The sequence below is a fragment of the Streptomyces sp. NPDC002742 genome, assembly GCF_042888885.1.
GTDB lineage: Bacteria > Actinomycetota > Actinomycetes > Streptomycetales > Streptomycetaceae > Streptomyces.
Genome location: NZ_JBIAQF010000002.1, coordinates 212,762 through 236,932, shown reverse-complemented (window position 1 = coordinate 236,932; position 24,171 = coordinate 212,762). Strand labels below are relative to the sequence as shown.

Annotated in this window: 22 protein-coding genes; 12 read left to right on the top strand and 10 right to left on the bottom strand. The window is 70.0% G+C overall.

The window, feature by feature from the left end; translation table 11 throughout:
* Positions 1-722: 722 nt before the first annotated feature.
* The gene (locus ACFYW8_RS03775) at positions 723-2,744 is read right to left on the bottom strand and encodes a beta-galactosidase (RefSeq protein ID WP_389067322.1); all 2,022 of its coding nucleotides are present in this window, start codon (positions 2,742-2,744) and stop codon (positions 723-725) included.
* A gap of 310 nt (positions 2,745-3,054) precedes the next feature.
* Here ACFYW8_RS03775 and ACFYW8_RS03770 point away from each other — a divergent pair, with 310 nt between their 5' ends.
* The 6 genes from ACFYW8_RS03770 (at position 3,055) to ACFYW8_RS03745 (ending at position 8,338) form a co-directional block, all read left to right on the top strand.
* Entirely contained in the window at positions 3,055-4,377 is a 1,323-nt protein-coding gene (locus ACFYW8_RS03770; protein WP_389067318.1) for an ABC transporter substrate-binding protein, read from the top strand.
* Entirely contained in the window at positions 4,374-5,297 is a 924-nt protein-coding gene (locus ACFYW8_RS03765; protein ID WP_389067315.1) for a carbohydrate ABC transporter permease, read from the top strand. Before ACFYW8_RS03770 ends, ACFYW8_RS03765 begins: the two co-directional genes overlap by 4 nt.
* Positions 5,294-6,199 carry a carbohydrate ABC transporter permease gene (locus tag ACFYW8_RS03760; protein WP_389067310.1) on the top strand — a complete coding sequence of 302 codons (906 nt, stop codon included), beginning with the start codon at positions 5,294-5,296 and terminating at the stop codon, positions 6,197-6,199. Before ACFYW8_RS03765 ends, ACFYW8_RS03760 begins: the two co-directional genes overlap by 4 nt.
* Positions 6,196-7,227 carry a LacI family DNA-binding transcriptional regulator gene (locus tag ACFYW8_RS03755; protein WP_389067306.1) on the top strand — a complete coding sequence of 344 codons (1,032 nt, stop codon included), beginning with the start codon at positions 6,196-6,198 and terminating at the stop codon, positions 7,225-7,227. Before ACFYW8_RS03760 ends, ACFYW8_RS03755 begins: the two co-directional genes overlap by 4 nt.
* Positions 7,228-7,469: 242 nt before the next feature.
* Positions 7,470-7,820: a VOC family protein gene (locus ACFYW8_RS03750; RefSeq protein WP_365873830.1), complete on the top strand. Its 351-nt coding sequence runs from the start codon at positions 7,470-7,472 to the stop codon at positions 7,818-7,820.
* 119 nt (positions 7,821-7,939) lie between these two features.
* Positions 7,940-8,338, top strand: a complete 399-nt coding sequence (locus ACFYW8_RS03745) for a MarR family transcriptional regulator (protein ID WP_365873832.1) — start codon at positions 7,940-7,942, stop codon at positions 8,336-8,338.
* Between the two features lie 67 nt (positions 8,339-8,405).
* Here ACFYW8_RS03745 and pqqB read toward each other — a convergent pair whose 3' ends face one another.
* The 3 genes from pqqB to ACFYW8_RS03730 all read right to left on the bottom strand — a co-directional run bounded on the left by pqqB (position 8,406) and on the right by ACFYW8_RS03730 (position 13,093).
* On the bottom strand, positions 8,406-9,293 hold the full coding sequence (gene pqqB / locus ACFYW8_RS03740; RefSeq protein ID WP_389067296.1) for a pyrroloquinoline quinone biosynthesis protein PqqB: 888 nt from the start codon (positions 9,291-9,293) through the stop codon (positions 8,406-8,408).
* Between the two features lie 165 nt (positions 9,294-9,458).
* A complete protein-coding gene (locus tag ACFYW8_RS03735) occupies positions 9,459-9,875 on the bottom strand; it encodes an SseB family protein (RefSeq protein ID WP_389067292.1) in 417 nt (138 codons plus the stop codon).
* Between the two features lie 248 nt (positions 9,876-10,123).
* Positions 10,124-13,093, bottom strand: coding sequence for a carbohydrate binding domain-containing protein (locus ACFYW8_RS03730; RefSeq protein WP_389067289.1), 2,970 nt, complete (start codon positions 13,091-13,093; stop codon positions 10,124-10,126).
* A gap of 403 nt (positions 13,094-13,496) precedes the next feature.
* Here ACFYW8_RS03730 and ACFYW8_RS03725 point away from each other — a divergent pair, with 403 nt between their 5' ends.
* Together ACFYW8_RS03725 and ACFYW8_RS03720 are read left to right on the top strand one after the other, a co-directional pair.
* Entirely contained in the window at positions 13,497-14,516 is a 1,020-nt protein-coding gene (locus ACFYW8_RS03725; RefSeq protein ID WP_365873838.1) for a permease, read from the top strand.
* Positions 14,513-15,361, top strand: a complete 849-nt coding sequence (locus tag ACFYW8_RS03720) for a TIGR03943 family putative permease subunit (protein ID WP_389067282.1) — start codon at positions 14,513-14,515, stop codon at positions 15,359-15,361. The genes ACFYW8_RS03725 and ACFYW8_RS03720 overlap by 4 nt, the downstream gene beginning before the upstream one ends.
* A gap of 71 nt (positions 15,362-15,432) precedes the next feature.
* Here ACFYW8_RS03720 and ACFYW8_RS03715 read toward each other — a convergent pair whose 3' ends face one another.
* Positions 15,433-16,254: a TetR/AcrR family transcriptional regulator gene (locus ACFYW8_RS03715; RefSeq protein ID WP_389067279.1), complete on the bottom strand. Its 822-nt coding sequence runs from the start codon at positions 16,252-16,254 to the stop codon at positions 15,433-15,435.
* A 274-nt stretch (positions 16,255-16,528) separates the two neighbouring features.
* On the opposite strand from ACFYW8_RS03715, the gene ACFYW8_RS03710 reads away from it, so the two are divergent.
* Together ACFYW8_RS03710 and ACFYW8_RS03705 are read left to right on the top strand one after the other, a co-directional pair.
* Complete coding sequence (locus ACFYW8_RS03710; protein ID WP_389067274.1) at positions 16,529-18,241, top strand: MFS transporter; 1,713 nt, start codon at positions 16,529-16,531, stop codon at positions 18,239-18,241.
* A gap of 328 nt (positions 18,242-18,569) precedes the next feature.
* Positions 18,570-19,682 carry an aminotransferase class V-fold PLP-dependent enzyme gene (locus tag ACFYW8_RS03705; protein ID WP_389067270.1) on the top strand — a complete coding sequence of 371 codons (1,113 nt, stop codon included), beginning with the start codon at positions 18,570-18,572 and terminating at the stop codon, positions 19,680-19,682.
* Between the two features lie 158 nt (positions 19,683-19,840).
* Here ACFYW8_RS03705 and ACFYW8_RS03700 read toward each other — a convergent pair whose 3' ends face one another.
* Positions 19,841-20,068, bottom strand: a complete 228-nt coding sequence (locus ACFYW8_RS03700; RefSeq protein WP_365873848.1) for a hypothetical protein — start codon at positions 20,066-20,068, stop codon at positions 19,841-19,843.
* Between the two features lie 110 nt (positions 20,069-20,178).
* Between ACFYW8_RS03700 and ACFYW8_RS03695 the strand changes: the two genes are divergently transcribed.
* Entirely contained in the window at positions 20,179-20,610 is a 432-nt protein-coding gene (locus ACFYW8_RS03695; protein ID WP_389067264.1) for a hypothetical protein, read from the top strand.
* A 48-nt stretch (positions 20,611-20,658) separates the two neighbouring features.
* Here ACFYW8_RS03695 and ACFYW8_RS03690 read toward each other — a convergent pair whose 3' ends face one another.
* Positions 20,659-21,216 (bottom strand): hypothetical protein, encoded by a 558-nt coding sequence (locus ACFYW8_RS03690; protein WP_389067260.1) that lies wholly within the window; start codon positions 21,214-21,216, stop codon positions 20,659-20,661.
* Between the two features lie 136 nt (positions 21,217-21,352).
* Complete coding sequence (locus tag ACFYW8_RS03685) at positions 21,353-21,706, bottom strand: transposase (protein ID WP_389067256.1); 354 nt, start codon at positions 21,704-21,706, stop codon at positions 21,353-21,355.
* 304 nt (positions 21,707-22,010) lie between these two features.
* Between ACFYW8_RS03685 and ACFYW8_RS03680 the strand changes: the two genes are divergently transcribed.
* Entirely contained in the window at positions 22,011-22,430 is a 420-nt protein-coding gene (locus tag ACFYW8_RS03680; protein WP_389067252.1) for a hypothetical protein, read from the top strand.
* Positions 22,431-22,602: 172 nt separating this feature from the next.
* On the opposite strand, the gene ACFYW8_RS03675 is transcribed toward ACFYW8_RS03680, so the two are convergent.
* Both ACFYW8_RS03675 and ACFYW8_RS03670 read right to left on the bottom strand, forming a co-directional pair.
* The gene (locus ACFYW8_RS03675; RefSeq protein ID WP_389067248.1) at positions 22,603-23,352 is read right to left on the bottom strand and encodes a maleylpyruvate isomerase family mycothiol-dependent enzyme; all 750 of its coding nucleotides are present in this window, start codon (positions 23,350-23,352) and stop codon (positions 22,603-22,605) included.
* Positions 23,353-23,619: 267 nt separating this feature from the next.
* Positions 23,620-24,072: a hypothetical protein gene (locus ACFYW8_RS03670; protein ID WP_365873856.1), complete on the bottom strand. Its 453-nt coding sequence runs from the start codon at positions 24,070-24,072 to the stop codon at positions 23,620-23,622.
* Positions 24,073-24,171: the final 99 nt, after the last annotated feature.

Below are 24,171 nucleotides of genomic sequence, written 5' to 3'. Positions count from 1 at the left end.
GGCTCACACGGGCGGAGGGGGGTCGGGGTGCCGCCGAGTCGCTCGACCCGGACGGCTGTCGGTCCGACCGGCGGGTCGCGGAACCCGTCCGGGCGGGGCGGTCACCGGGTGGTGACCCGGCGGGATCGGGGGCGGTCACCGGGTCGCGCGACCCGGACGGCTCGGCTCGATGCGGAGCGGCCGTTGGGTCACGGTCCCGACGGCTGGGGGGCGGTTGCCGGATCGCGGTCCCGACGGGGTGGGGGCAGTCGTCGTATCGCGAGGCCGACAACTCGGGCTGGTCGCCCGTTGCGACCCTTACGGGCTGGTGGCGGTCGCCGGGTCGCGACACCGACGACCGGGGTGTCGTCACCGGGTCGCGGCCCGGAGGGCTGAGGCCCGTCGCCGTGGCCGCACCACGGGCGATGGCCGGTTCCTTGCGCCGGGCTGGGAACCCAGCGCTGTCGGTACCTCTTCGGGCAGTGCCCCGGACGGCTTCGGTGCCGCCGCCGGGTCGGCGGACGCGGCGGCGTGGGCGGTTCGGCCGGGTCGGCGGACCCGGCGGTAACTGGTGCGGTCGGCGGACCCGGTGGTAACTGGTGCGGTCGCAGGTTCACTGCCCCGGCCGACCGCCGGGGCCGGCCGCCGGAGCCCGGCCGGGTCGCGGGCAGGTCCCGTGTTCCGGAGACCCGCTGACGGTCCGGGCCGCGCGCGTCCCATGACGCGCGCGGCCGACGGCCCGGTCAGCGGTCGAGGCGTACGACCCGGACGGTGCCCGCCGGGACCGCGAGGCGGCCTGCGGCGCGTTCGCCGGTCAAAAGCTCGGTGCCGTGCGCGTCCAGGGGCACCTTGGCGTCCGACGAGGTGTGGTTGACGGCGAAGACGTAGGTGCCCGACTCGCCGGTGCGGCGCACGACTTCGACATCGCGGGGCAGGTCCGCGCGCGGCGCGATGCGCGCGTCGTCGGCGACCCAGCCGATCAGGGCGTCGAGCCCCTCGGCCGCGAGGCGCGTCGACACGTACCAGGCGGAGCCGGCGCCGCTCTGGTGCCGGGTGACCGCGGGGTGACCGGCGGTGAGCCCGTCGGCGTAGGTCCAGACGGTCTCGGCGCCGCGCGGCACCACGAACTCGGTCCACACGTCGCCGGTGAGTTCGGAGCCGTCGGGCCCGGTGATCCGGACGAGCTCGCCTCGCAGCAGCGGGGAGAACTCCTCGACGGTCAGGCCGAGTACGTCCCTCAGGGCGCCGGGGTGGGGGCCCTCGTGCACGGCGTCGTGCTCGTCGACGATGCCGGAGAAGTACGAGACGAGCAGGGTGCCGCCGCTGTCGACGTACTCCCTGAGGTTGTTCCCCGCGGCCTCGGTCATCAGATAGAGAGCGGGTACGACGACAAGGGGATAGGCCGACAAGTCGTCTTCCGGATGGGCGAAGTCGACCGTGAGGTGGCGGTCGTAGAGGGCTTCGTAGAAGGCGTCGGCGCGCTCGCGCGCGTCGTGGTCCTCACTGGGGCGCCACTGCAGGTTCTGCGCCCACCAGGACTGCCAGTCCCACAGCACGGCCACGTCGGCGACCGTGCGGGTGCCCTTGACGGGGGCCAGCGAGTCGACGGACGCGCCGAGTTCGACGACCTCGCGCCACACGCGAGAGTCGGTGCCGGCGTGCGGCAGCATCGAGGAGTGGAACTTCTCGGCCCCGCGCCGGGACTGCCGCCACTGGAAGAACATGGCTCCCTCGGAGCCACGCGCCACATGGGAGAGGGAGTTGCGGGCCATCTGGCCGGGCGCCTTGGCGGGGTTGCGGGGCTGCCAGTTGACGCCCGAGGTGGAGTGTTCGAGGAGCAGCCAGGGTGCGCCGCCCGCGACCGATCGGGTGAGGTCGGCGGCCATCGCGAGGTTCACATGGGTGCGGCGGCCGTCGGTCATCAGGTAGTGGTCGTTGGTGACGAGGTCGACCTCGCGGCCCCATGCCCAGTAGTCGACGGAGTCGCACTGGCTGAGGGCGGTCATGAAGTTGGTGGTCACCGGGATGCCGGGCGCGAGGCGGTGCAGGATGTCCCGCTCGGCCACGAAGTTCTCGCGCATGGTGGCGTCGGCGAACCGCTTGTAGTCCAGCGCCTGGGCCGGATTGCCGACGGTCGGAGTGACGCGCGGCGGGTCGATCTGGTCGAAGTCGGCGTATCGCTGACCCCAGAAGGCGGTCCCCCAGGCCTCGTTGAGCGCGTCGATCGTGCCGTAGGCGCTGATCAGCCAGGTACGGAAGTGCGCGGCGCAGGAGTCGCAGTAGCAGGCCGAGACGGGGACGCCGTACTCGTTGTGGACGTGCCACAGGGCGAGCGACGGGTGGCCGGCGTAACGGGTCGCGAGCCTGGTCGTGATGGCGGCGGCGGCGGCGCGGTAGTCGGTGTTGCTGTGGCAGATCGCGCCGCGTGAGCCGAAGGAGTAGCGGGTGCCGTCGGCGGCCACGGGGAGCGCTTCGGGGTGCTCGCGGTAGAACCAGGCGGGCGGCGCGACGGTCGGGGTGCCCAGGTCCGCGCGTATGCCGTTCTCGTGCAGCAGGTCGAGCAGGCGGTCGAGCCAGCCGAACTCGTAGCTGCCCGGATCCGGTTCGAGCAGCGCCCAGGAGAAGATCCCGACGCTCACCATCGTGACGCCCGCCTCGCGCATCAGGCGGACGTCCTCGGGCCAGATGCTTTCCGGCCACTGCTCGGGGTTGTAGTCCCCACCGAAGGCGAGCCGAGCGAGGCCCTTGGGGTTGGTCTCCGGCATGGATCTCTCCCATGTAATCGATCATTTGGGAACGTGCACACACAGCGCCAGCGGCGTGAGTCCAACATAACCGCACAGCAACAACCATTGACAAGTGTCCGGGATGTTTCTCTACTGTGAACGCTCACAGAAGCACCGCGAGTGTGTCGAAGGAGGCGCTCCGGTGTCGAGAGGCGACTGTGCGAAGGCCCGATGGGCTCAGGACACGGTCGCGGTCCCGGTACCGGCGGACGCGCCCCGAAGGCGACCCGCGCAAGAACAGGGCAGGCCTCCGCAGCAGGCGGGGGCCCAGGTCAGGGGAGAACGTTCCATGCCCAACACGAAGCACAACCGCCTCGTGGCCAGTACCATCGCCGTCGTCCTCGGCGCCACCTCGCTCGTCGCCTGCGGCTCGTCCGACGACGGCAAGAGCGAAACCCAGTCCGGACCCGCGACACTGACGTTCTGGACCTGGGCGCCGGGCATGGACAAGGTCGTCGACCTCTGGAACAAGGGGCCGGGGAAGCAGCAGCAGATCACCGTCGAGGTGAAGAAGCAGGCCTCGGGCGACACGCTCATCACCAAGATCCTCACCGCGCACAAGGCGAAGAAGGCTCCGGACCTGGTCCAGGCCGAGTACCAGGCGCTGCCGACGCTGGTCAGCAACGACGCGCTCGCGGACATAGCCGCCGAGTCGAAGGAGGCCAGGACCAAGTTCGCCGACGGGGTCTGGCAGCAGACGACGCTGGGGACGGACGCGGTCTACGCGATACCGCAGGACATCGGACCGATGATGTTCTACTACCGCGCGGACCTGTTCAAGAAGTACGGCCTGACGGTTCCGACGACCTGGGAGCAGTTCGCCGAGACCGCCCGCGCGCTGAAGAAGAAGGCGCCGGACAAGGCGCTGACCACCTTCTCCGCCAACGACTCCGGCCTCTTCGCCGGTCTGGCCCAGCAGGCGGGCGCCAAGTGGTGGACCTCCTCGGGCGACAAGTGGAAGGTCGGCATCGACGACACGGCCACCCAGAAGGTCGCCGACTTCTGGGGCGGTCTGGTCAAGGAGGGCGCGATCGACAACCAGCCGATGTACCAGCCGGCCTGGAACAAGGCGCTGAACACCGGCAAGCAGATCGCCTGGGTGAGCGCGGTGTGGGCGCCGGGCACCCTGACCACGGCGGCCCCGGACACCAAGGGCAAGTGGGCGATGGCCCCGCTGCCGCAGTGGTCGGCCGGCGAGAACGTCACCGGCAGCTGGGGCGGTTCCTCGACGGCCGTCACCACGGACTCCCCGCACAAGGCGGCCGCCGCGAAGTTCGCCGCCTGGCTGAACACGGACCCGCAGGCGGTGGCCGCGCTGGCGAAGGAGAGCGGCATCTACCCGGCGGCCACGAGCGCGCAGACCAGTGACGCGTTCGCCCAGCCGCCGGCCTTCTTCTCCAACCAGCCGGACTTCTACACCAAGGCCTCGGAGATCGCCAAGAGCACCGCTCCGTCCGCGTGGGGCCCGAACGTGAACGTCGCCTATACGTCCTTCAACGACGCCTTCGGCGCCGCCGCGAAGAACAAGTCGGACTTCGGTGCCGCCCTGACGACCATGCAGAACGCCACCGTCGCCGACCTCAAGAAGCAGGGCTTCGGGGTCGCTCAGTGACGACCGCACGCCGGAAGCCGTACGGGGTCAAGGGAGCCCCGTACGGTTTTCTCCTCCCCGCGACGATCCTCTTCGTCCTCTTCTTCGCACTGCCCATCGGCTACGCGATCTGGCTGAGCCTGCACAAGGTCCAGGTCAAGGGCCTCGGCCTGGGCGCCGGTGCTCGTGACGAGGTCTGGGCGGGCCTCAGGAACTACACCGACGCGCTGACCGACAGCGAACTGGTCGCCGGCGCGCTGCGCGTGGCGGGCTACGGCCTCATCGTGGTACCGGTGATGCTCGGCCTCGCGCTGGTCTTCGCGCTCATGCTCGACGCGGAGAAGGTGCGCCTGGCCCCCGTCACCCGGCTCGCGATCTTCCTGCCGTACGCCATCCCCGGCGTCGTGGCCGCCCTGCTGTGGGGGTTCCTCTACCTCCCGGACGTCAGCCCCTTCTACTTCGTCCTCGACAGACTGGGCCTGCCGCAGCCGGACCTGCTGGACGGCGGCCCGCTGTACCTCGCGCTGTCGAACATCGCGGTCTGGGGCGGCACCGGCTTCAACATGATCGTCATCTACACCTCGCTCCAGGCCATCCCGGCCGAGGTGCGCGAGGCGGCGAAGCTGGACGGCGCCACCCCGCTGCAGACCGCGCTGCGGATCAAGATCCCGATGGTGGCGCCCTCCCTGGTGCTCACCTTCTTCTTCTCGATCATCGCCACGCTCCAGGTGTTCAGCGAGCCGACCACCCTCAAGCCCCTCACCAACTCCGTCTCCACGACCTGGAGTCCGCTGATGAAGGTCTACCGGGACGCGTTCAACACCGGTGACATCTACGCGGCCGCCGCCGAGGCAGTGATCATCGCCGTGGCCACGCTGCTCCTGTCCTTCGGTTTCCTGCGCGCCGCGAACTCCCGTACCAGGCAGGAGGAAGCACGATGAGTTCTCTTGCCGTCCGCAAGGCCGCTCCGGCCGCGGGCACGACCCCCGGCACCGCCCAGGGCCCGCCCCCGCGCGCCGGGATCGCCCTGGTCCCGACCCTCACCCTGCTGCTCGGCGCGCTCTACTGTCTGCTGCCCGTGGCCTGGGTGGTGATCGCGGCCACCAAGTCGGGCCGCGAGCTGTTCTCGACGTTCACGTTCCTGCCGGGCACCGGCTTCACCCAGAACGTCAAGGACCTCAACGGCTACCGCGACGGCATCTACTGGACATGGATGGGCAACTCCGCCCTCTACGCCGGTCTCGGCGCCCTTCTGTCGACGGGCGTCTCGGCGATCAGCGGCTACGCCCTGGCGATCTACCGTTTCCGGGGCCGCGAGACCATCTTCAGCGTGCTCATGGCGGGCGTGCTGATGCCACCGGTGATCCTCGCGATCCCGCAGTACCTGCTCCTCGCCAAGGCGGACCTGACGGATTCGTACGCCTCCGTGCTCCTGCCGCTCGTCCTCTCCCCGTACGGCGTCTACCTCGCCCGGATCTACGCCGCCGCGGCCGTCCCCGGTGACGTGGTCGAGGCCGGGCGGATGGACGGCGCCGGAGAGTGGCGGATCTTCACGCGGGTCGCGCTGCCCATGATGGTGCCCGGTCTGGTGACGGTGTTCCTGTTCCAGTTCGTGGCCGTGTGGAACAACTTCCTGCTCCCCTACATCATGCTCAGCGACGACGAGAAGTTCCCGATCACGCTCGGTCTGTTCACCCTCCTCGAACAGGGCTCCAACACCCCGGCCCTGTACACCCTGGTGATCACCGGCGCCCTGCTCGCGATCATCCCGCTGGTCGCGCTGTTCCTGGTCATCCAGCGCTTCTGGAGCCTCGACCTGCTGTCCGGAGCCGTAAAATCATGACCATGAGCAACACGGGGGGCCGACGCAGACCGCCGACGATCCACGACGTCGCGCGCGAGGCCGGTGTCTCACGAGGCACCGTGTCACGCGTACTCAACGGCGGGCACTATGTGAGCCCCACGGCCGCGGAGGCGGTCAACGCCGCCATCCGCAGGACGGGCTACGTCGTGAACCGGCACGCCCGTTCGCTGATCACCGGACGGTCCGACTCGGTCGGCTTCCTGCTGACCGAGCCGCAGGAGCGGTTCTTCGAGGACCCGAACTTCAACGTCCTGCTGCGCGGCTGCACCCAGGCGCTCGCCGCGCACGACGTTCCCCTCCTGCTGATGCTCGCCGGCACCCAGGACGAGCGGCGGCGCATCACCCGCTACATCACGGCCGGCCATGTGGACGGGGTGCTGCTGGTCTCCAGCCACTCCGGCGACCCGGTCGCCGAGGAACTGCGTGAGGCGGGGGTGCCGCTCGTCGCCTGCGGCAAGCCCATCGGCCTCGGTTCCAAGGTGAGTTACGTGGCCGCCGACGACCGGGACGGCGCGCGGGACATGGTCACGCATCTGCTCTCGCTCGGGCGGCGCCGGATCGGCATGGTGACCGGCCCGCTGGACACCCCCGGCGGTGTCGAGCGCCTCGCGGGCTACCGGGAGGTGCTCACCGAGGCGGGCGTCGAGACCGACGACCGTCTCATCGCCTCCGGCGACTACAGCCGCGCCAGCGGTGAGGCGGGCGCCGAACAACTCCTCGACCGCGCCCCGGACATGGACGCCGTGTTCGTCGCCTCAGACCTGATGGCCCAGGGCGTGCTCGCCGCGCTCCGCAAGGCGGGCCGCCGGGTCCCGGAGGATGTCTCGGTCGGCGGCTTCGACGACTCCCCCGCCGCCACGGCCGCCACCCCGGCCCTCACCACCATCCGCCAGCCCTGGGACCGCATCAGCTCCGAGATGGTCCGGGTACTCCTCGCCCAGATCGGCGGCGAGGACCCGGCGGCGGTGATCCTGCCGACGGAACTGGTGCGCCGCGAGTCCACCTGAGGGCCGCACCGAAGCACACCGGGGGCCCGCCCGAGCGGCCGACCCGGGTCCGCCCCCTGATTGGCCCCGGACACACGAAGGGCCCGGAACCGGGGGAGATTCGGTTCCGGGGGTGGCCGGCGCGCCGGTCAGGATTCGAGAAGCCATACGCGCTTCCCCCGGCTTAGCGTGAAAGGACCGTCGGAACGCCGACGGCACGACAGCCGGCCGACACGGCCGCCACGCACCACGGAGGAGCCGGGATGACCACCGGAGTCAAGACGATCATCTACCCCGTCAAGGACATCGCGAAGGCGAAGGCCCTGTTCACCGCGCTGCTGGGGGTGGAGCCCTACGCGGACGAGCCGTACTACGTCGGCTTCAAGGACGCGGGTCAGGATGTCGGCCTCGACCCGAACGGCCACGCCAAGGGACTGGTCGGGCCGGTTCCGTTCTGGCACGTCGACGACATCAAGGCGTCGCTGGCGGCGCTGCTCGGCGCCGGCGCCGAGACGCTCCAGGAGATCCAGGACGTGGGCAACGGCAGGCTCATCGCGTCGGTGAAGGACGCGGACGGCAACCAGGTCGGGCTGATCCAGGACCCCACCCCCTGACAGGGACTGCCTGCCCGGCCCACCGGACGCGGGCGAGGGGCGAGCGGCGAGGGGCGACTGAATGCAGGCGCACTAGTTGCATACTCAACTAGTGGCCGGATCTCTGTTACCGTTCAGTTATGGCAACGAAGACGCCCGATGGCCGGCTGGAGGACCAGTGGCGGGACATCCTCTCGGTCCACGCGCGCACGATGTGCGAGATCGACCGCGCGTTGCACCCGCACGGCCTGGGCGCCAGTGACTTCGAGGTCCTGGACATCCTCGCCTCCCGGACGGCCACCGAGTCCGGCGAGCAGTGCAGGGTGCAGAACATCGCGGGCCGGGTCCATCTGAGCCAGAGCGCGCTGTCCCGGCTCATCGGCCGGCTGGAGAAGGACGGCCTGGTGGAACGCACCGTCTGCCAGGAGGACCGCCGCGGAGTGTGGGTCGCCCTCACCCGCAAGGGCCGCGACCTGCACTCCGAGGTACTCCCCCTGCAGCGGTCCGTGCTCGCCCGCATGTTGCGGCCGCACGACTGACCTCCTCCGCGGCCCGCCTCCACCGCCCTTCTGCACCCGCCCTGCGCACTCCGCACTCCTTACGCCGCTACAGCACGAACTCCGCTCCGTCCGGCAGGATTTCGGCGCCGGCCCCGGTCACCGACGCACAGGCGTCCGAGGCCGGGTCGAGCAGCGGGTTCGTGCTGTCGAGGTGGGTGTAGACAACGCGTGGTCCGGGGTGCCGGGCGAGCGCGGCCAGGCTGCCGTCCGCGCCGGCGACCGGAAGGTGCCCGGGATGGTGCTTCACGTGCTTCCGCCCGCAGGACGCGCGTACCCCCGGGTCCGTCGCCCCGGCCGCGTAGAACGTGCCGTCGAGCAGGACACAGGTCGCCCCGGTGAGCAGCTCGTCCAGCGCGGGCGTCCATCGCCCCAGGCAGGGCGCGTAGACGAGCACACCCCCGCTGGCCAGGTCCTCGATCCGGTACGCCGTCGTCCAGCGGTCGTCGTCGGCCCCGGCGATGCGCCTGGGGGCCCTGGAACCGACCGCGTGGGCGCTGACGACCAGTCCTCCGGCCAGGACGAATCCCCCCTCGGTCAGGCTGTCCGACCATTCCCACGGGGTGTGGCGGTCGAGCAGGGTGCGCAGCGGCGAGAGCGCGGCCAGGACCGGGGGCGCCGCGTAGACCTTCAGTCCCGGGGCATCGCGCAGCACGGCCAGTCCCATGACGTGATCGGCCTCGGCGTCCGTCAGCAGGACGCCGCGCACGGGTGTGCCCCTGGGTCCGGGCGCGAGCGCGGGGGTGGCGTTCAGCTGCGATCGGACGTCGGGTGAGGCGTTGAGCAGCCACCAGTCGCGGGAGTTGCCGCTGATGGCGACGCATTCCTGGGTGCGTGCGGGCAGCTTTCCGTCGCGGGCGGCCGAGCAGAGCGCGCAGGCGCAGTTCCACTGAGGGAAGCCGCCGTCGGCGGCGGTACCCAGCAGGACGACTCTCAAGGGAACCCCACTCCTCCGCGGCGGACTTTCCAGGGATCTTCCCCTTCGGGACGGGCCGGTCCACTCCACGGGGAGGAGTAATTCCGGACGTCCTTCGCCCGCGCGCGGGCCCGACGGCCCCCCGGGCGGGGCCGTGGGCGGAGCCCGCGTCGCGCGGTCGTCGGCCTACGGCCGCGCCAGCAGTGTGCGTACGCCCTCGGAGGTGAGGGTCAGACCGTGCGGTGAGGCGGCGTCGATCGTGAGGGCCAGATCGCCGGACGGCCACTGGGAGGCGAGCGCGCCGAGCGGTACGAGCCGGTAGCGCGAGACGGTGGGCAGGAGCTCGGCCAGCTCCAGCTCGGAGGTGAACACCGGAACCACCTGTCCGCCGTCGGGCTGGTCGAGGACGGGAAGCGCGACAGCGTGGGGATCGGCGATGTCCGCGTCGGTGGCGTCGTCCGGCACGGGCACCAGGACGTCGCTGCCGGCGAGCGTGTCCAGCGCCGCGGTGTCGTCGGTGTTCTCGGCGAGGGTGTCGAGGGCCTCCTGGGCGGGTGTCGCCGCGGGTGCGGTGGGGTGGTGGTTGTTCATGGGCGTGTCCATGGCGGATCCCCGGGTAGTGGCGGGCGGGCGGCCACCCGGGCCGGTCCGGCTCCCGGGCGTGTCGACGGTCGCGTACCCAACGCTCACCACGCCATTCATCCTGGTTCCCGTCGGGCGCGGAAGCGGCGATCACGATGTCCCGCTCGGGCGTGGGGCGCCCGGCGCGATCACGGTGACCGCCGCTCCTGTGCTCCGCCGGCCGGTCGCGGGCGGGCCGGTCGCGGGCGGGCCGGTCGCGGGCGGGCCGCCTACTTGAGGTAGGGCCCGTCGGTTCCGATCTTGCCGGGACCGTTCAGCACGTACACCCGCAGGTTTCCCTTCCCGGGCGCGGCGACCGACAGCGTGCCGCCGGAGACCGTCTTCACGTCACCGGTGACGGCGTCGGTGTAGGTGCCGTTCGGGATGCCGGTGAAGGTCGCGTCGCCGGTGACCGTGACGAGGGCGAAGCTGTCGGTCGAGCCACTGGTGTAGCGGCGCTTGAAGGCCATCGAGCCGGTGATGCCGTCCGTCGAGTACTGGCCCGACTGCAGGGCGGGGATCGCCCGGCGGATCTGGTTGAGCCGCTGGAGGTGCTTGACCAGCGGCTGTGCGAGGGTCGTCGCGACCTCGCCGCTCGCGGAGTCGGCCTTGCCGAAGCCGGAGGCCGTGACGCTGCCCGCGAGATGATCCCCGTAGTACGCGCGTCCGGTGGTCGCCAGGGGGCAGGTCGGCCCGCAATCGATCTGCTTGCCCGCCTGGAACTCGATCTCCGATCCGTAATAGAGGGTGGGGATGCCGCGGAAGGTCCACATCAGCGCCATGTTCTCGGCCCAGGCGTCGGTGCCGCCGCTGTAGCGGGTGCTGGACTTGTTCGGGCCGTAGTCGTGGCTGTCGACGTAGACGACGTTGTACGTGGCGTCGTTGACGGAGTCGTCGGAGTCCTTGCCGTTGTTGTAGGCGTTCTGCGCGTCACCGAAGTTCATGTGCATGCGCATGTCGATGATGTTCATCCCGGAGAACTGGCTGCGGTCCGGCGTGTGGTAGCTGTTCCCGCTCAGGAAGGCGTTGGCGGAGGTGGGCTGGTTACCGGTGCCGAGCTGCTCCTCGTAGTTGTACTGCTCGATCGCGGCCGTCTCGTCGTCCGCGCTGTAGTCCTTGCGTTCCTTCCACGTGTAGAACTGCGCCGAGTGGTTCACCGAGCCGCGGTTCCACTTGTCGTTGACGAAGGCGCCCACCTCGCCGAAGACGAAGAAGTTCTTCGCGGCGTCCGTGCCGAAGCGCTGGGTGACCCGGTCGTAGATGGCGGGCAGGAAACGGCGGTTCCAGGTGACGCGCGGGATGTGGACGGCGGTGTCCACGCGGAATCCGTCGACGCCCATGTCGATGTACTTGTCGTACGCGCCGATCAGGTAGTTCTGGACCGTGGCGTTCTCGGTGTTGAAGTCGGCGAGGTCCTCGTGCAGCCAGCACGAACGGGAGTCCTCGCCCTCCCAGTTGCCGATCCAGCACTGGTGGTAGTACGCCTTCGGGAACATCCCCGAAGTGGGGCTGGGCCACTGGCAGTTGTACAGGGTGTACCCTTCGGCGCTCTTGCCGCCGGTGGGCTTGCCCCAGTTGAGGCAGGTGTTCCCGGAGGGTTCTGCTGTCGACCACAGGTCGCCGTTGTAGTACGACTTCCCCGACTTGGGCTCGACGGTCAGGCCGTCGTACTCGAAGCCCTCGTTCTTCTCGTCGTAGTACCAGCTCCACTGGGAGTCGCGTACGCCGTATACGGTCGGCGTGAACAGGCCCTTCGCCCCCCAGCGGGAGCTGTGGTTGTAGACCACGTCCTGGTAGATCTTCATGCCCTTGGCGTGGGCCGCGTTGATCAGGTCCTGGTAGGAGGCGCCGGCCGACTCCAGTCGCGGGTCGACCTTGTAGAAGTCGTAGCCGTGATAGCCGTGGTAGTCGTAGTCCGAGCGGTTGAGGACGACCGGGGTGATCCAGACCGCCGAGAAGCCGAGCGCCTTGATGTAGTCGAGTTTGTCGACGAGACCCTTGAAGTCGCCGCGGAACATGGGGTCGTTGTTGGCGGCGTTGCCCGACTTGACGTCCTGGCTGCCGCCGCGGTTGTTGGAACTGTCGCCGTCGTAGAAGCGGGCGGTGAGGACGAAGTAGATCGGGTCCTTGCGCGGGTCGGTCCCGAGCGGGGTCCCCGAGGCGGGCGCCGGAGCCTTGTCACCGGTCGTGACGGGGGCCGCGGAGGAGGCGGACGAGGTGTTCCCGGCCGCGTCGACGGCCTTCACCGTGTAGGTGTAGGTGGTCTTCTCCTCAAGTCCCGTGTCGGAGTACACCGTCGAGCCGACGTCGGTGACGACGGTCCCCTTCGTGCCACCCGTGCGCGTGAGCTGGTACTTCGTCACGGCGGTGTCGTCGGTCGCGGGATTCCAGCTCACGACGACCGAGGTGTTGGTGGCGGTCGCCGTGACCCCGGTGGGCGTGGTGGGTGCCTGGGTGTCGGGCACCTGTGCGGCACACGGGTCCGTGGCGCCGGAGGTGACGGTGCGGTCCTTCACGGTCGTGGTGCCGGACGGGATCGTGTAGTCGGCGCTGTTGTTGTTGTCCCAGACGCCGTTTCCGTTGTTGAAGGCCGCCTTGAGCGAGGTCGCCGTACCGATGTCGAGGGTCTTCTTCCACCAGCCGGTGCAGGCGGTCTCCATGCCGATGCCGGGGACCGTCGTCCAGGAGCCGCCGGTGGGCGCGTAGTGGATGTTGGCCGTGGTCCAGCCGGAAGTGGCGGTCGAGTAGTAGACGGTGGCCTGGCTGCCGCTTCCCGCCCCGGTGTCGGCGCACGGGTCGCCGTGGGCGATCACGCCGTCCTTGACGGTGATGGTGCCGGTGCCCAGCGCGTAGTTGTTGCCGCCGTTGTTGTCCCAGGTGCCGCTTCCGTTGTTGAAGGTGGCCTGCAGCCCGGCGGCCGAGCCGAGGTCGACGGTCGCCTTCACCCAGTCCGTGCAGCCCGCCTCCATCCGCACACCGGGCGCGGTGGTCCAGGAGCCGCCGTCCGGGGCGTAGTGGAGGTACGTGGTGGGCCAGTTCTTGGTCTTCGTGTAGTAGAAGACGGTCGCCGTGGCGGACGTGGCGGCCGTGCTCTCCATGGGGACGGAGCCCGCGTCCGGCGGGGTCAGTCCGAGCAGTCCGGTCACCGCGACGAGCGCCATCAGCAGCCTTAGCGGCGGACGTTGGGGGCTGTGTCTCATGGGGCGTCTCCAATGCGGGTCCGGGGAGAGGGAGTTGCCTTGCAAGAAGAGCCGGCAAGTTCCTGAAAGCCCTTGCGGCCCGGAAGCTACAGGTACATGTCAGCGACGTAAAGAGATGTCACAACGACCGCGGCGCGAGGTGAGAACAGACGAGTGGCGGCCGTCGCCCCGCCGGGTCCACCGGGGCCCCACCTGCGCCGTCCGGACGTGTCGGGTGGAAGATGACTCAGCCCCTCACGACGGCCGAGGGCGTGAACCGACACCCCGGTCGCGCGAAGGTCAAGAATCCCCCGGGCGCCGGCAATCTCGCCGACGCCCGGTGAGAAGCTGTGGCCGAACCGGCGTATTCAAGGCGGAAGGGCATCCGCAGGCGCGCCCTTTCCCGACCGGAGGTAGCTCAAGCGTGACCATCACCAAGGAAGCCCCGCCGCCGGTCCACCGGCAGGACGAGGACGACCGCCGGGGCCGGCAGGGCTGGAACCTCAACTCCCCGCTCGCTCTGACCATGCTCCTGCTGCTGGTCATCGCGTCACAGGGGCCGATCCGCGGGTTGCTGTCCGCACCGGTGATGCAGAGCTGGATGACCGTGTTCGTCGCGGTGGTGGTCCAGGCCCTGCCCTTCCTCGTACTCGGAGTGCTGCTGTCCGCGGTCATCGCGGTGTTCGTCCCACCGTCGTTCTTCGCCCGCGCGCTGCCGAAGCGCCCGTCGCTCGCGGTGCCGGTCGCCGGGATGGCCGGGGCGGTCCTGCCCGGCTGCGAGTGCGCCTCCGTACCGGTCGCCGGGGCGCTGGTGCGCCGCGGCGTCACTCCGGCCGCGGCCCTGGCGTTCCTGCTGTCCGCCCCGGCGATCAACCCGATCGTGCTGACCGCCACCGCCGTGGCCTTCCCCCGGAACCCGGAGATGGTTCTCGCCCGCTTCGTCGCGAGTCTCCTCGTGGCCTGCGTGATGGGTTGGTTGTGGCAGCGTCTCGGCCGCGCCGACTGGCTGCGCCCACCGGCCCGCCCCGCGCACGACGGCCCCGGAAAGGGGGCGGCGTTCTGGGGATCGGTGCGGCACGACGTGATGCACGCGGGCGGGTTCCTCGTGCTGGGCGCGATGGCCGCGGCCACACTCAAGTCGGTCGTACCGGCGAGCTGGCTGCACGCCGCGGCCGGGAATCCGGTGGTATCGGTCCTGGCCCTCGCGATCCTGGCCGTACTGCTGTCGATCTGCTCCGAGGCCGACGCGTTCGTCGTCTCCTCGCTGACCCAGTTCTCGCTCACCGCCCGGCTGGCGTTCCTCGTCGTCGGACCGATGATCGACCTGAAGCTCTTCGCCATGCAGGTCGGCACGTTCGGCCGCGGTTTCGCCGTACGGTTCGCTCCCACCACCTTCGTCCTGGCGATACTCATGTCCGTACTGATCGGGACGGTGCTGCTGTGAACCGGCAGGCACAGGCGGCCGTGCTCTTCCTCACGGGCGCGGCGGTGCTGCACGCGAGCGTCACCGACCTCTACCTGCGGTACGTCAAGGCCGGGTTGCGGCCCTTGCTGCTCGCGGCCGGCGTGGTGCTGATCGTCACGGCCCTCGCGACGGTCTGGTACGAGATACGCGAGCACCGAACGGCTTCCGCCGGCCACCCCGACGACGAGTCCGACGGCGAGCGAGTGCGGGAGCAGGAGACCGGGCACGGGCACGCGAAAACGGGCACAGGCACAGGCGGGCATTCGGACGGGCTCGCGGACGCGGACGGGCACACGGACGGCCACGGGCACGGGCATCGTGAACCGCGCATCTCGTGGCTCCTCGTCCTCCCGCTGGTCGCGCTCATTCTGGTCGCCCCGCCCGCCCTCGGCTCCTACAGCGCGATGCGTACCGGTACGGCGCTGCAGGCACCCTTCGGCTACGCCGAACTGCCCGCCGGTGACCCGGTCACCCTCGGCCTGGTCGACTACGCGGGCCGGGCGGCGTACGACCACGGTCGCTCCCTCGGCGGCCGACGGGTCAAGATCACCGGCTTCGTGGCACTCGACCACGCCGGTACGCCGTATCTCGTCCGCATGGCCCTCAACTGCTGTGCCGCCGATGCCCAACCGGTCAAGATCGGCCTGTCCGGGCGGATTCCGCCCGTCCTGCGGCCCGACACCTGGCTCGAAGTCACCGGCAGCTACACGGGCAAGCGCACGACGGACCCGGTCAACGGCGGCGTCATCCCGTTCCTCGACGTGAGCTCGGCGAGGCCGGTCGCGACCCCGCACGATCCGTACGACGAGAGCTGGAACAACTGAGTCGGGCCAGGTCGCGGCAGATCCACGCCGGCCCGCCCGGCATGCCCCGACCCGGCCTGGCCTCCCACCGATCAGTCGGCGGCGGGGGCCTCGCCGCCCTGGCGGCCCGTTCCGCCCGCCGGGTCCGCCGCGTCCGGCAGATAGCTGGCCAGGCCGCGCAGGATGATCTCCAGGCCGATGTCGAACCTCTCGTCGGAGGAGTCCGTCACCATCACCCCGGACAGGGCGCGCAGATGGGGGAAGTCGGCTTCGGGCAGGGACGCGAAGTAGTTCTGCATGTCGTCGGCCATCTCACGCCAGTCGGGGCGGGCCAGGGAGGACCCGTCACCGGTGTGCTGGGCGGCCCGGTCCTGCCACATGCCCTCCTCCAGGACGAAGCCGTCGATGTACGTGGAGATGAGGTCACCGGCCTCCGCCGCGATCCGGTCCGGCAGTCCGGCGGTGCGGAAGACGGCGAGCAACGACTCGACGTGCGGCAGCAGTTCGGCGGTGAAGGGCACGTGGGCCATCGAGATCCGGGCCATGTCGCGGTGGGACAACAGTCGCCGGCGCCCGACCCGGGCGTAGTCGCGCACCTGCTCCCGCCACCGCTCCGGGTCGGGTTCCGGCATCGTGAAACCGTCGAAGAGCCGCGTGTACATCAGCTCCAGGAGGTCGTCCTTGGAGCTGACGTAGGCGTAGAGGGCGGAGACCGTGACCCCCAGTTCGGCCGCCACCTGGCGCATCGACAGCCCGTCGAGTCCTGAACGGTCCAGCACGGTGAACGCGGCCTCGACGATGCGTTCACGCGACAGCGGTTCACGCGCGGGTGTGGCGCGGGCGCGTACGGGCCGCTCGCGCTCCCAGGGGGACGGCGGAGGTGATGCGGGGGTGCCGGCGGCCGCGTCGCTCATGAGGACAGTCTAGGCGTCGGGAGAGCAGTGTTCTCGCTCGGAGAGCGGCGTTCACTCAGGCGGAACGCGATATATCTTGTCCTGGTCGCCAAGTTGCGCTATATCTTAATGAACGCCGTTCTCCCGCAGAGCACTGTTCTGTTAAGATGAACAGCGTTCACCGGCGCCTGGTCTCCTGTCTCTCCCTCCGTGACGGCAAGCCGGCAGTCACCCCCATCCGCCCACCGCGCCCGCGGGTCGTAACCCTGGCGCGGCCTCTTCACGAGGAGTTCCGATGTCCACCACCGGTGTCGCGTCCGCCGAGACGCCCATCGACTCACCAGTGCCGTACCGGTGGCGCTGGGCTGCGCTGTTCGTGATCCTCGCGGCCGAGGTGATGGACCTCCTCGACGCCGTGGTCACGAACATCGCCGGTCCCTCCATGCGGGCCGATCTCGGTGGCGGCGCCTCCACTCTGCAGTGGCTCGCCGCCGCCTACACCCTCTCGATGGCCGTCGGGCTCGTCACCGGAGGGCGACTCGGGGACATTCACGGGCGCCGCACGATGTTCCTGGTCGGAGCCGCCGGCTTCACCCTGGGATCGCTGCTGTGCGCGGTGTCCGTGTCGCCGGGGATGCTGATCGGCGCGCGGGTCGTACAGGGCCTGTTCGGCGCGGTGATGCTGCCGCAGGGCCTCGGCATGATCAAGGAGATGTTCCCGCCGAAGGAGTCGCAGAAGGCCTTCGGCATGTTCGGCCCGGTCATGGGTCTGTCCGCGGTCTGCGGACCGATCCTGGCGGGCTGGCTCGTGGACGCCGACTACTTCGGCACCGGCTGGCGCATGATCTTCCTGATCAACCTGCCGCTGGGTGCCGCGGCGATCCTCGGCGCCGTCCGCTACCTGCCGAAGGGCCGGTCCGACAGCAAGCCTCGGCTCGACATCCTCGGCATGCTCCTGGTCGCACTGGCGGCGCTGCTCATCATCTTCCCGCTGGTGCAGGGCCGTGAGTACGACTGGCCGGTGTGGACGTTCGTGATGATGGGCGCCTCGGTGGTCGTCTTCGTCGCCTTCGGCCGGTACGAGTCGAGCCGCAGCAAGACCGGCCGTGACCCGCTGGTCGTCCCCAGCCTCTTCCGCAAGCGCGGCTTCAGCGGCGGCATGATCCTCGGGCTGGTCTTCTTCTCGGCCATGCAGGGCTTCATGCTGGTGTTCAACCTCTACACCCAGATCGGCCTCGGCTACGCGCCGCTCAAGGCGGGCCTGGTGATGGTGCCCTGGTCGGGCGGCATGATCGTCGGCTTCGGGATCGCCCAGGGTCTCGTCAAGTTCGGACGGGCCGTACTCCAGGCGGGCGCGCTCGTCATGGCACTCGGCGTCTTCGGTGTGTGGCTGACCCTCGACATGGTGGGCGGCGGCGTCGGCCCCTGGCAGCTCCTGCCGTCGCTGCTCGTCACGGGCATCGGGATGGGCCTGCTCATGGCCCCGTTCTTCGACATCGTGCTCGCCAGCGTCGAGCAGCACGAGACGGGTTCGGCGTCCGGCACGATGACCGCGGTGCAGCAGCTCGGCGGCGCCTTCGGCGTGGCCATCCTCGGCACCGTGTTCTTCGGCCTGCTGGGCGGCGGGATCGCCACCGCCGTCGACCACCGCGCCGACGGCCTGCGGGAACAGCTGACCGCCGCGCACGTCGCGCCCGCGGCCCAGGAGCGCATCGTGGCGGACCTGCGGACCTGCACCTCGGACCGCGCCGTCGCCAAGGATCCTGCCGCGACCCCGGCGTCCTGCGCCCGCCTGGAGAAGGACACCCGGTCGGCCGCGGCCTCTCCCCAGGCCGGCGCCCGCATACCCGCCGCGCTGCAGGCCACCGCGTCGTCGGCGTTCCGGAGCGGTTTCGGTTCCGTCATGCAGACGGTGCTCTGGATCGTCGCCGGCATGCTCGCCCTGACGTTCCTGCTCGCGTTCCTCCTGCCGCGCCACGCGCGCCCCGAGGAATCCGCCGGGCACTGAGCCCCTGCCGTGTCGGCATCGGCATCGGCATCGGCATCCACGATCGGGACGGCCGGGCACCCCGTGCAAGGGTGCCCGGCCGTCCCGATTCCTATGCGTATCGGTATCCGGGTCAGGCATCGCGGTCGAGGATCCCGGACGGCACCCCGGGCCGGTCAGCGCCGCGCGGAACGCGTACCGTTCGGGCAAGCGGTCAAGCGGTCAAGCAAGGCGAGGCGCGCATACGACGCCCAGGAGCGGCCGCCGGCCATCGAACGCGCGGCACCGCCCACCTGGCGCCCGCGCCGTCACACCGCCCGACCCGTACCGTTCCGGAAGGACGCGCCCCGTGCTCACGTCGTACGCAGCCCACTTCGACACGCCCGCCGGGTACCTCGACTTCGCACGGTTCGGTCCGCCGTCGCGGGACGCCGTGGCCGCCACCGCGCGAGCCATGGAGGAGTCCGCCCGTGCCGATCACCGCACCGTGGACGGTCTGATGCGCGCGGAAGCGGCCGCCCGGGACACAGCCGCGCGCCTCGCCGGCACCGACCGCCGGCACACCGTACTGCTCCCGAACGCGTCCACCGGCCTGTTCCACGCCGCCCTCGGCATCAGGGAGGGGGTGGTCCTCGCACCGCGCACCGACTTCCCGGCCAACCACTATCCATGGCGCCGAACCGCCGGCCTGGGCCGGGCCACGCCACACTGGCTCGATCCGGCGCCCGGCAGCGGGGTCACCCCCGACCTGGTCCGTGCCGCTCTGACCGACGACGTGGCCGCCGTGTCCATCAGTGCCGTGGACTTCCGCACCGGCTTCCGCGCCGATCTTGAGGCGCTGCGCGAGGCGATCGGACCGGACCGACTGCTGATCGTGGACGCCATCCAGGCGTTCGGTGTCGCCGAGATGGCCTGGGACGCGGCCGACGTCGTGGTGGCGGGCGGTCAGAAATGGCTTCGCGCGGGCTGGGCCACCGGCTTCGCGACCCTGTCGGATCGCGCGCTGGAGTCCCTCGAACCGGTCCTCACCGGCTGGACGGGCGTCGAGGACGTCGGCCTCTTCGACGGAACGGAACACCCACCCGCGCCGGACGCGCAACGCTGGTCGATCACCAACCTCAGCCCGGTGACGGCCGCCGCGTTCGCGGCCGCGCTGGACCTCGTGGAACGGCACACCGTCGCGGCGATCGAGGCCGCGATCGCCGCACGGATCACCGAACTCACCGAGGTCATCGAGGAGCACAGCGGCCGCGTCCTCTCCCCCGCCGACCCGACCCGGCGCGCGGGCATCCTCTCCTTCACCATGCCGGACCACGATCCGTCCCTCGTCGCGAAGGCCTTGCACGCCGAGGGAGTCACTCCGACGGTCCGCACCGACTCGCTGAGGTTCTCCCCGCACGCCTCGACCCCACCTGAGGCGTGCGACCGGGTGGCCGCCGCGCTGTCGTCGCTGCGGAACTGAACGCGCGGACCGGCCGACCGACCTACGACCGCCGCGAGACACCTCGCCTCCGCGCGGCGCGGTCGGCCCCGAGTCAGCACGCGAGTCGGCAAGGCGGCACAGGGGGCAAGGGCACACCGCCCATCGCGGCCGGGCCGGCGTGAACCAGGGGAACTGGACTACCGCATCGGGTCCGGGTGCGGCAAGACGCGCGGAGTCGTCGTCCTGCCGGGCCGGGACTCAGCATCGCCGAGGTAGTAGACGGCTCCGGATTCGCGGCGCGGCGTGTTCACGACCACCCAGCCCACGATCTTCCCCCGTGTGTCCCTGAGTTGCCAGGGATCGAGACCGGGCCCCCAGTACACCCGCTGTTCGGAGCGTTCTCCGGGGGCGAGTCGACCGCTCATGTCGTGACAGTCATGTCCACGGCGGTCGGCACACTCGAACAGGACGGCTGGGGAGCCGGTGTCATTAGCGTGCACGACGAGTTCAACAAGGGCACGCCACTGGGGGGATCTTGAAAGCCGCTGACACCACGGTTGACACCCGACCCGTGCCGAGGGCCGGGCACGTCGCCGCGTTCGGACTGCTGCTGACCGCCGGCGCGCTCTTCGAGCGGGTCAACGCTTGGAGCAGCGGTCGCCAGTACGTCTTCTGCCACGCCTCGGAGGCCGTTGACCGACTGACGTACACCGCTCTTGGTCTGGTGCTGTCGGCGGGCGCCTTGTCGACCCTCGGTGCAATCGCCCTGTGGTGGAACAGAACCCGGAGCACCCGCCTCCACCTCGCATGCATGATCGCCGTGGTTGCCGTGCTCATGGCAGCAGACGGCGTAGACGCTCATGGAGAGCGGCGCGCTGCAACGATCGCAGCCGAGCGGCCCGCCGACGACAAGTGTGACTACACACCTCAGGACTACACGGCAACACCGGGTTGGTTCTACTGGTGAGGCATCAGCCGACGGGAGCGGAGGACCGGCGGTCGAGGTGACGCGATGTCACGGCTGTCCGCCGAGCCCGAGCTTCTTCACCCCGAACGGGGAGAAGACCATATGGGCAGCCCAGCCGTGGTGGATGAGAGCGATCTGGGACGGCACTGGCGTCAGCGGATAGACGGCCTTGCCCCGCGACCAGTTCGCGAGCAGGCCCTCGGTGGTGTCGACCGCGGAGACGACCATCGTCACCTGGAGCTTCCCGTCGCCCCACGTGTTCCACAGGGCCCACCCCTCGGGCCGGGCCTCGACCCCGAGACGGGCGCACGCCTCCTCATAGTTCTCCTCCATGCCATCCGGCATTGCCCCGGGACGCAGAATCACCACGCCCGCGAGCTTCAGCTCGGGGCGATCCGCCTCGTCGTCGAGGCAGCCGTCCCCGGGGAAGTGGTAGTGGCGAAGCCCCCGGGCCAGCGCGTTCACCGCCCGCTGCAGAGGCGTCGCGTCGTCTGCTTCGGGTTGATACGAGAGCCAGCCCTCGGCCGAGGCGGCGCCCGCGACCACGCTGGCGAGCCGTTCTATTTCTCGCAGGTGGTCGAGTTCGGAGAGTTCAGGTCGCGTCACGGCGGCCAGTTTCGCAGCGGCGCACGGCCGGGGCATCCCAGTTTCCACGCGCCTCGGATACGAAACCGGACCCTCGCCGGCCGGGCCTGTCAGGGGCCGACCCGAGAGGCCCCGGGACCGCCAAACTACCGAGGAATCACCACTCGACAGCAGTTGCATGCCGACGTAGACAAAGGTCACCCGACCGGGGTAGCTCTGAAACTCGTTGCCGATCCGCACGGCGCACGTGCCAGACGTGCCAATTGTCTGCGCAGTGCCGGGCGTTCGGGGCGCCTTCGCGGGCGCCGTCGACGAACACCGTCGCGCGGTCCCGGCACACGATCTGGACACTGGGGTGCTCGCGCAGCCACGCGGCGACACTGTCCACGTCGCGGTCGGGCAGCAGGTCATGCAGTTGGTGCGTCTCGCAGTCGACCAGGATGGTGCCGTAGCGGCGGCCCCTCCTGGTCGCATCGGACAGATCACTCGGGTAGGCGCGACGCTCCGTCATGACCTGGACGTACCGCCGGAACGCGAGTGCGCCCAGGCGCGAGGACGGGGCGGACGGAAGCCCGGCCGGATTCCGGAGTGCTCTGGGCTGGGACAGGCGCAAGCCGCCTCCTGCCTCAGCCGTCACCGCGCCCGACCATCCAGACTCGACCGCACCGGTCGCCTCACCAACACGGCAGCCTCGCGAGACAAAAGCCGGAAGACAACGGCGAGTTCTGGGTGAGAACGACCTATGAAACCGCGTTTGAGATCTGCCGTGGAGCCGTAAGCCCGACTGAGGCCGAGGAACTGGAGGATGATCCACCTTGGTGACCGGTAGGGGTCGTCGGACCGGAGGCGATGAGATGTTGCAGGTTCGGTACAGCGGGGAGACCAGAGAACTCGAGCTCTCTGGGACGCGTCCAGAGCTCTTGGCGCTCGGACACCTGCTGCGGGGGAAGGCTGGAAGCTGCGATCTCTCTGAGAACCGGCACCCCTTTCCCTACGAAAGGTCGTTGTCCGAGATCGCGTTCCGGGAGGACCCTGAGGGCGACACCGCTTCGATCGTCGCGGAGGACGAGATCCTGAGGATCCAGGGTGGGCGAGAAGCTCTCGACCTTCTCGCCGACAACATCGAGGGCTTCGCCTCCGAGGCGGATGCAAGCGGTCATTGTCACGTCGACTTCCCGACATTCGACTACATAGCGCCAGAGTCGGACCCGCTGGTGATTGCGTTCATGAAGTGAGCGGAGAGCCTTCGGCCGTAAGGCGGTTGAGCCCGCGGGCATCGGTGCGCGAGAGCGGTCGCGGACCTGGCAGGGTTGCCGGTCGGACTCGGGTGAGGCGGCGGACCATGGTGCCGATCATCGCCCAGCGGATCATCGTCTCCACGGTGCGGCCGGCTCCAGCAGGTCGGGCTCAGGACCAGCCCGGCGTCGGCGGGAGCGGCCATCTGGGCGGGGTCGGGAGCGGAACGTCCGACCGGAGCGGCGTGTCCGTGCCACGCCCGGCGAGCCAGGCGAGGATGGAGCGACCCGAGCCGGTGACGGTGGGGCCGGCCGGGGCCAGGGTCCAGGCGCGAGAGAGGTCGGTGGCCCGGATGCGGGTCACCGGGAAGCCTCGTGCAGTGAGCGCGGCGACGGTGTCGTCGAGCGCCCAGGTGACGTAGCCGGAAGGCCAGTCGGCTGTGGTGTAACCCAGGTTCAGGTCGACGTGATGGGTCTCGAGTTCTCGTCGGCAGCGGTGGAGAGTGAACCAGGCAGGATGCCGCCACCCTGCGAGTGCGGTGACGAGGATGAACCAGCGTTCGGCCGGCATGGCTCGGGCCTCGTCGAGCAGTCGGTCAAGACTGCCGCGCAGGTCGGCGACGAGCTCACCGGCGGAGCGCTCGGCGCCCTCGCGCAGCGCACGCTCAAGGGCGGCGGCGTTCGCCCGGGGACCGGGCTCCGTGCCGGTGCGGGCCACTGTCAGCAGCCATCGGTAGACGTCGGCGCTGCGAGCCAGGTGCGTGATGACGTGGCCTCGGCTCCAGCCGGGCAACGCTGACGGCTCGCGGGCCTGGAGGTGGGTCAGCGAGCCGAGGCCGGCGCCGACTCGCGCGACGGAGGCTCGGATCTCGTCGAGGAGGAGATCGATGTCTGCGAGAACGATGTCGGTGGTCTCGGTCACGACCGTCACCTTACGGTCGGCTGACGAGCCGGTCGCCCAGCAGTCGGATGCCCAGCGGTCGGATGCCTCGGTGACAGCCCGCGGTACCCGGACGTACGGGAGCCCCCGACTCCCCGGCGACCGGGGGCTCCCGAGCATGCCGCTGATCACGCTGACGCGCCGGGAGACTCCAGGATCTCCGACAGGGTCAGGTTCACAGGCGGTGTGCGTCCGGCTCGCCGCCGACCATCATGTGCGCCGGACGGCGATTCGATCTGTGCCGGAGCGTCAGCAGGAGAGGGAATCGATGTAGATGTGCTGAGCACTGTTGATCTTCATCCACATGCTGGCCGCGCCGTTGCGGTTCGTCGTCCGGGTGCCGCCACCCCACCAGTGCCACTTGGTGACACAGTTCGCGGGGAACTTCACGGCGTCGGTGTCATAGAATTTCGAGTACTTGCTCGAACCCGACCATCCGTGTGGATCCAGCCAGATCCGAGCGTTGGGCACGTTGGCCACCCGGACCGGGTTGCCGTGGCAGGGGAGGTTGTCTCCGTTTTCGTACGTGCCGTAGCTGTCGGCCCAACAGTTCGAGATCGACACGGAGTAGTCGGTGTTGTTGCTCACCTCACCACCGCATCCCGAAGTGTCGCAGGTGCCGGCCGAAGCGGGCGCCGACAGCAGCGCCAGGTTCAGCGCGGACGCGACGAGGACTGCCGCGGCGGCAAGGCTCTTTCTCACATTCACTCCCAGGTGACGTAGCGGGAACTCGGTTACAGATAAAGGGTGTTGGTCTTCGACCCCAGACCGTACGGAGCCGTCGTTCAGCCGATCAGGCAA

Excerpts from the sequence above, each read along its gene's own strand:
- ACFYW8_RS03700 (WP_365873848.1), bottom strand. The coding sequence starts at position 20,068 with ATGAGCGGTCGACTCGCCCCCGGAGAACGCTCCGAACAGCGGGTGTAC.
- ACFYW8_RS03755 (WP_389067306.1), top strand. The coding sequence starts at position 6,196 with ATGACCATGAGCAACACGGGGGGCCGACGCAGACCGCCGACGATCCAC.
- ACFYW8_RS03730 (WP_389067289.1), bottom strand. The coding sequence starts at position 13,093 with ATGAGACACAGCCCCCAACGTCCGCCGCTAAGGCTGCTGATGGCGCTC.
- ACFYW8_RS03715 (WP_389067279.1), bottom strand. The coding sequence starts at position 16,254 with ATGAGCGACGCGGCCGCCGGCACCCCCGCATCACCTCCGCCGTCCCCC.
- ACFYW8_RS03770 (WP_389067318.1), top strand. The coding sequence starts at position 3,055 with ATGCCCAACACGAAGCACAACCGCCTCGTGGCCAGTACCATCGCCGTC.
- ACFYW8_RS03685 (WP_389067256.1), bottom strand. The coding sequence starts at position 21,706 with ATGACGGAGCGTCGCGCCTACCCGAGTGATCTGTCCGATGCGACCAGG.
- ACFYW8_RS03735 (WP_389067292.1), bottom strand. The coding sequence starts at position 9,875 with ATGGACACGCCCATGAACAACCACCACCCCACCGCACCCGCGGCGACA.
- ACFYW8_RS03760 (WP_389067310.1), top strand. The coding sequence starts at position 5,294 with ATGAGTTCTCTTGCCGTCCGCAAGGCCGCTCCGGCCGCGGGCACGACC.
- ACFYW8_RS03710 (WP_389067274.1), top strand. The coding sequence starts at position 16,529 with ATGTCCACCACCGGTGTCGCGTCCGCCGAGACGCCCATCGACTCACCA.
- ACFYW8_RS03775 (WP_389067322.1), bottom strand. The coding sequence starts at position 2,744 with ATGCCGGAGACCAACCCCAAGGGCCTCGCTCGGCTCGCCTTCGGTGGG.
- ACFYW8_RS03750 (WP_365873830.1), top strand. The coding sequence starts at position 7,470 with ATGACCACCGGAGTCAAGACGATCATCTACCCCGTCAAGGACATCGCG.
- ACFYW8_RS03745 (WP_365873832.1), top strand. The coding sequence starts at position 7,940 with ATGGCAACGAAGACGCCCGATGGCCGGCTGGAGGACCAGTGGCGGGAC.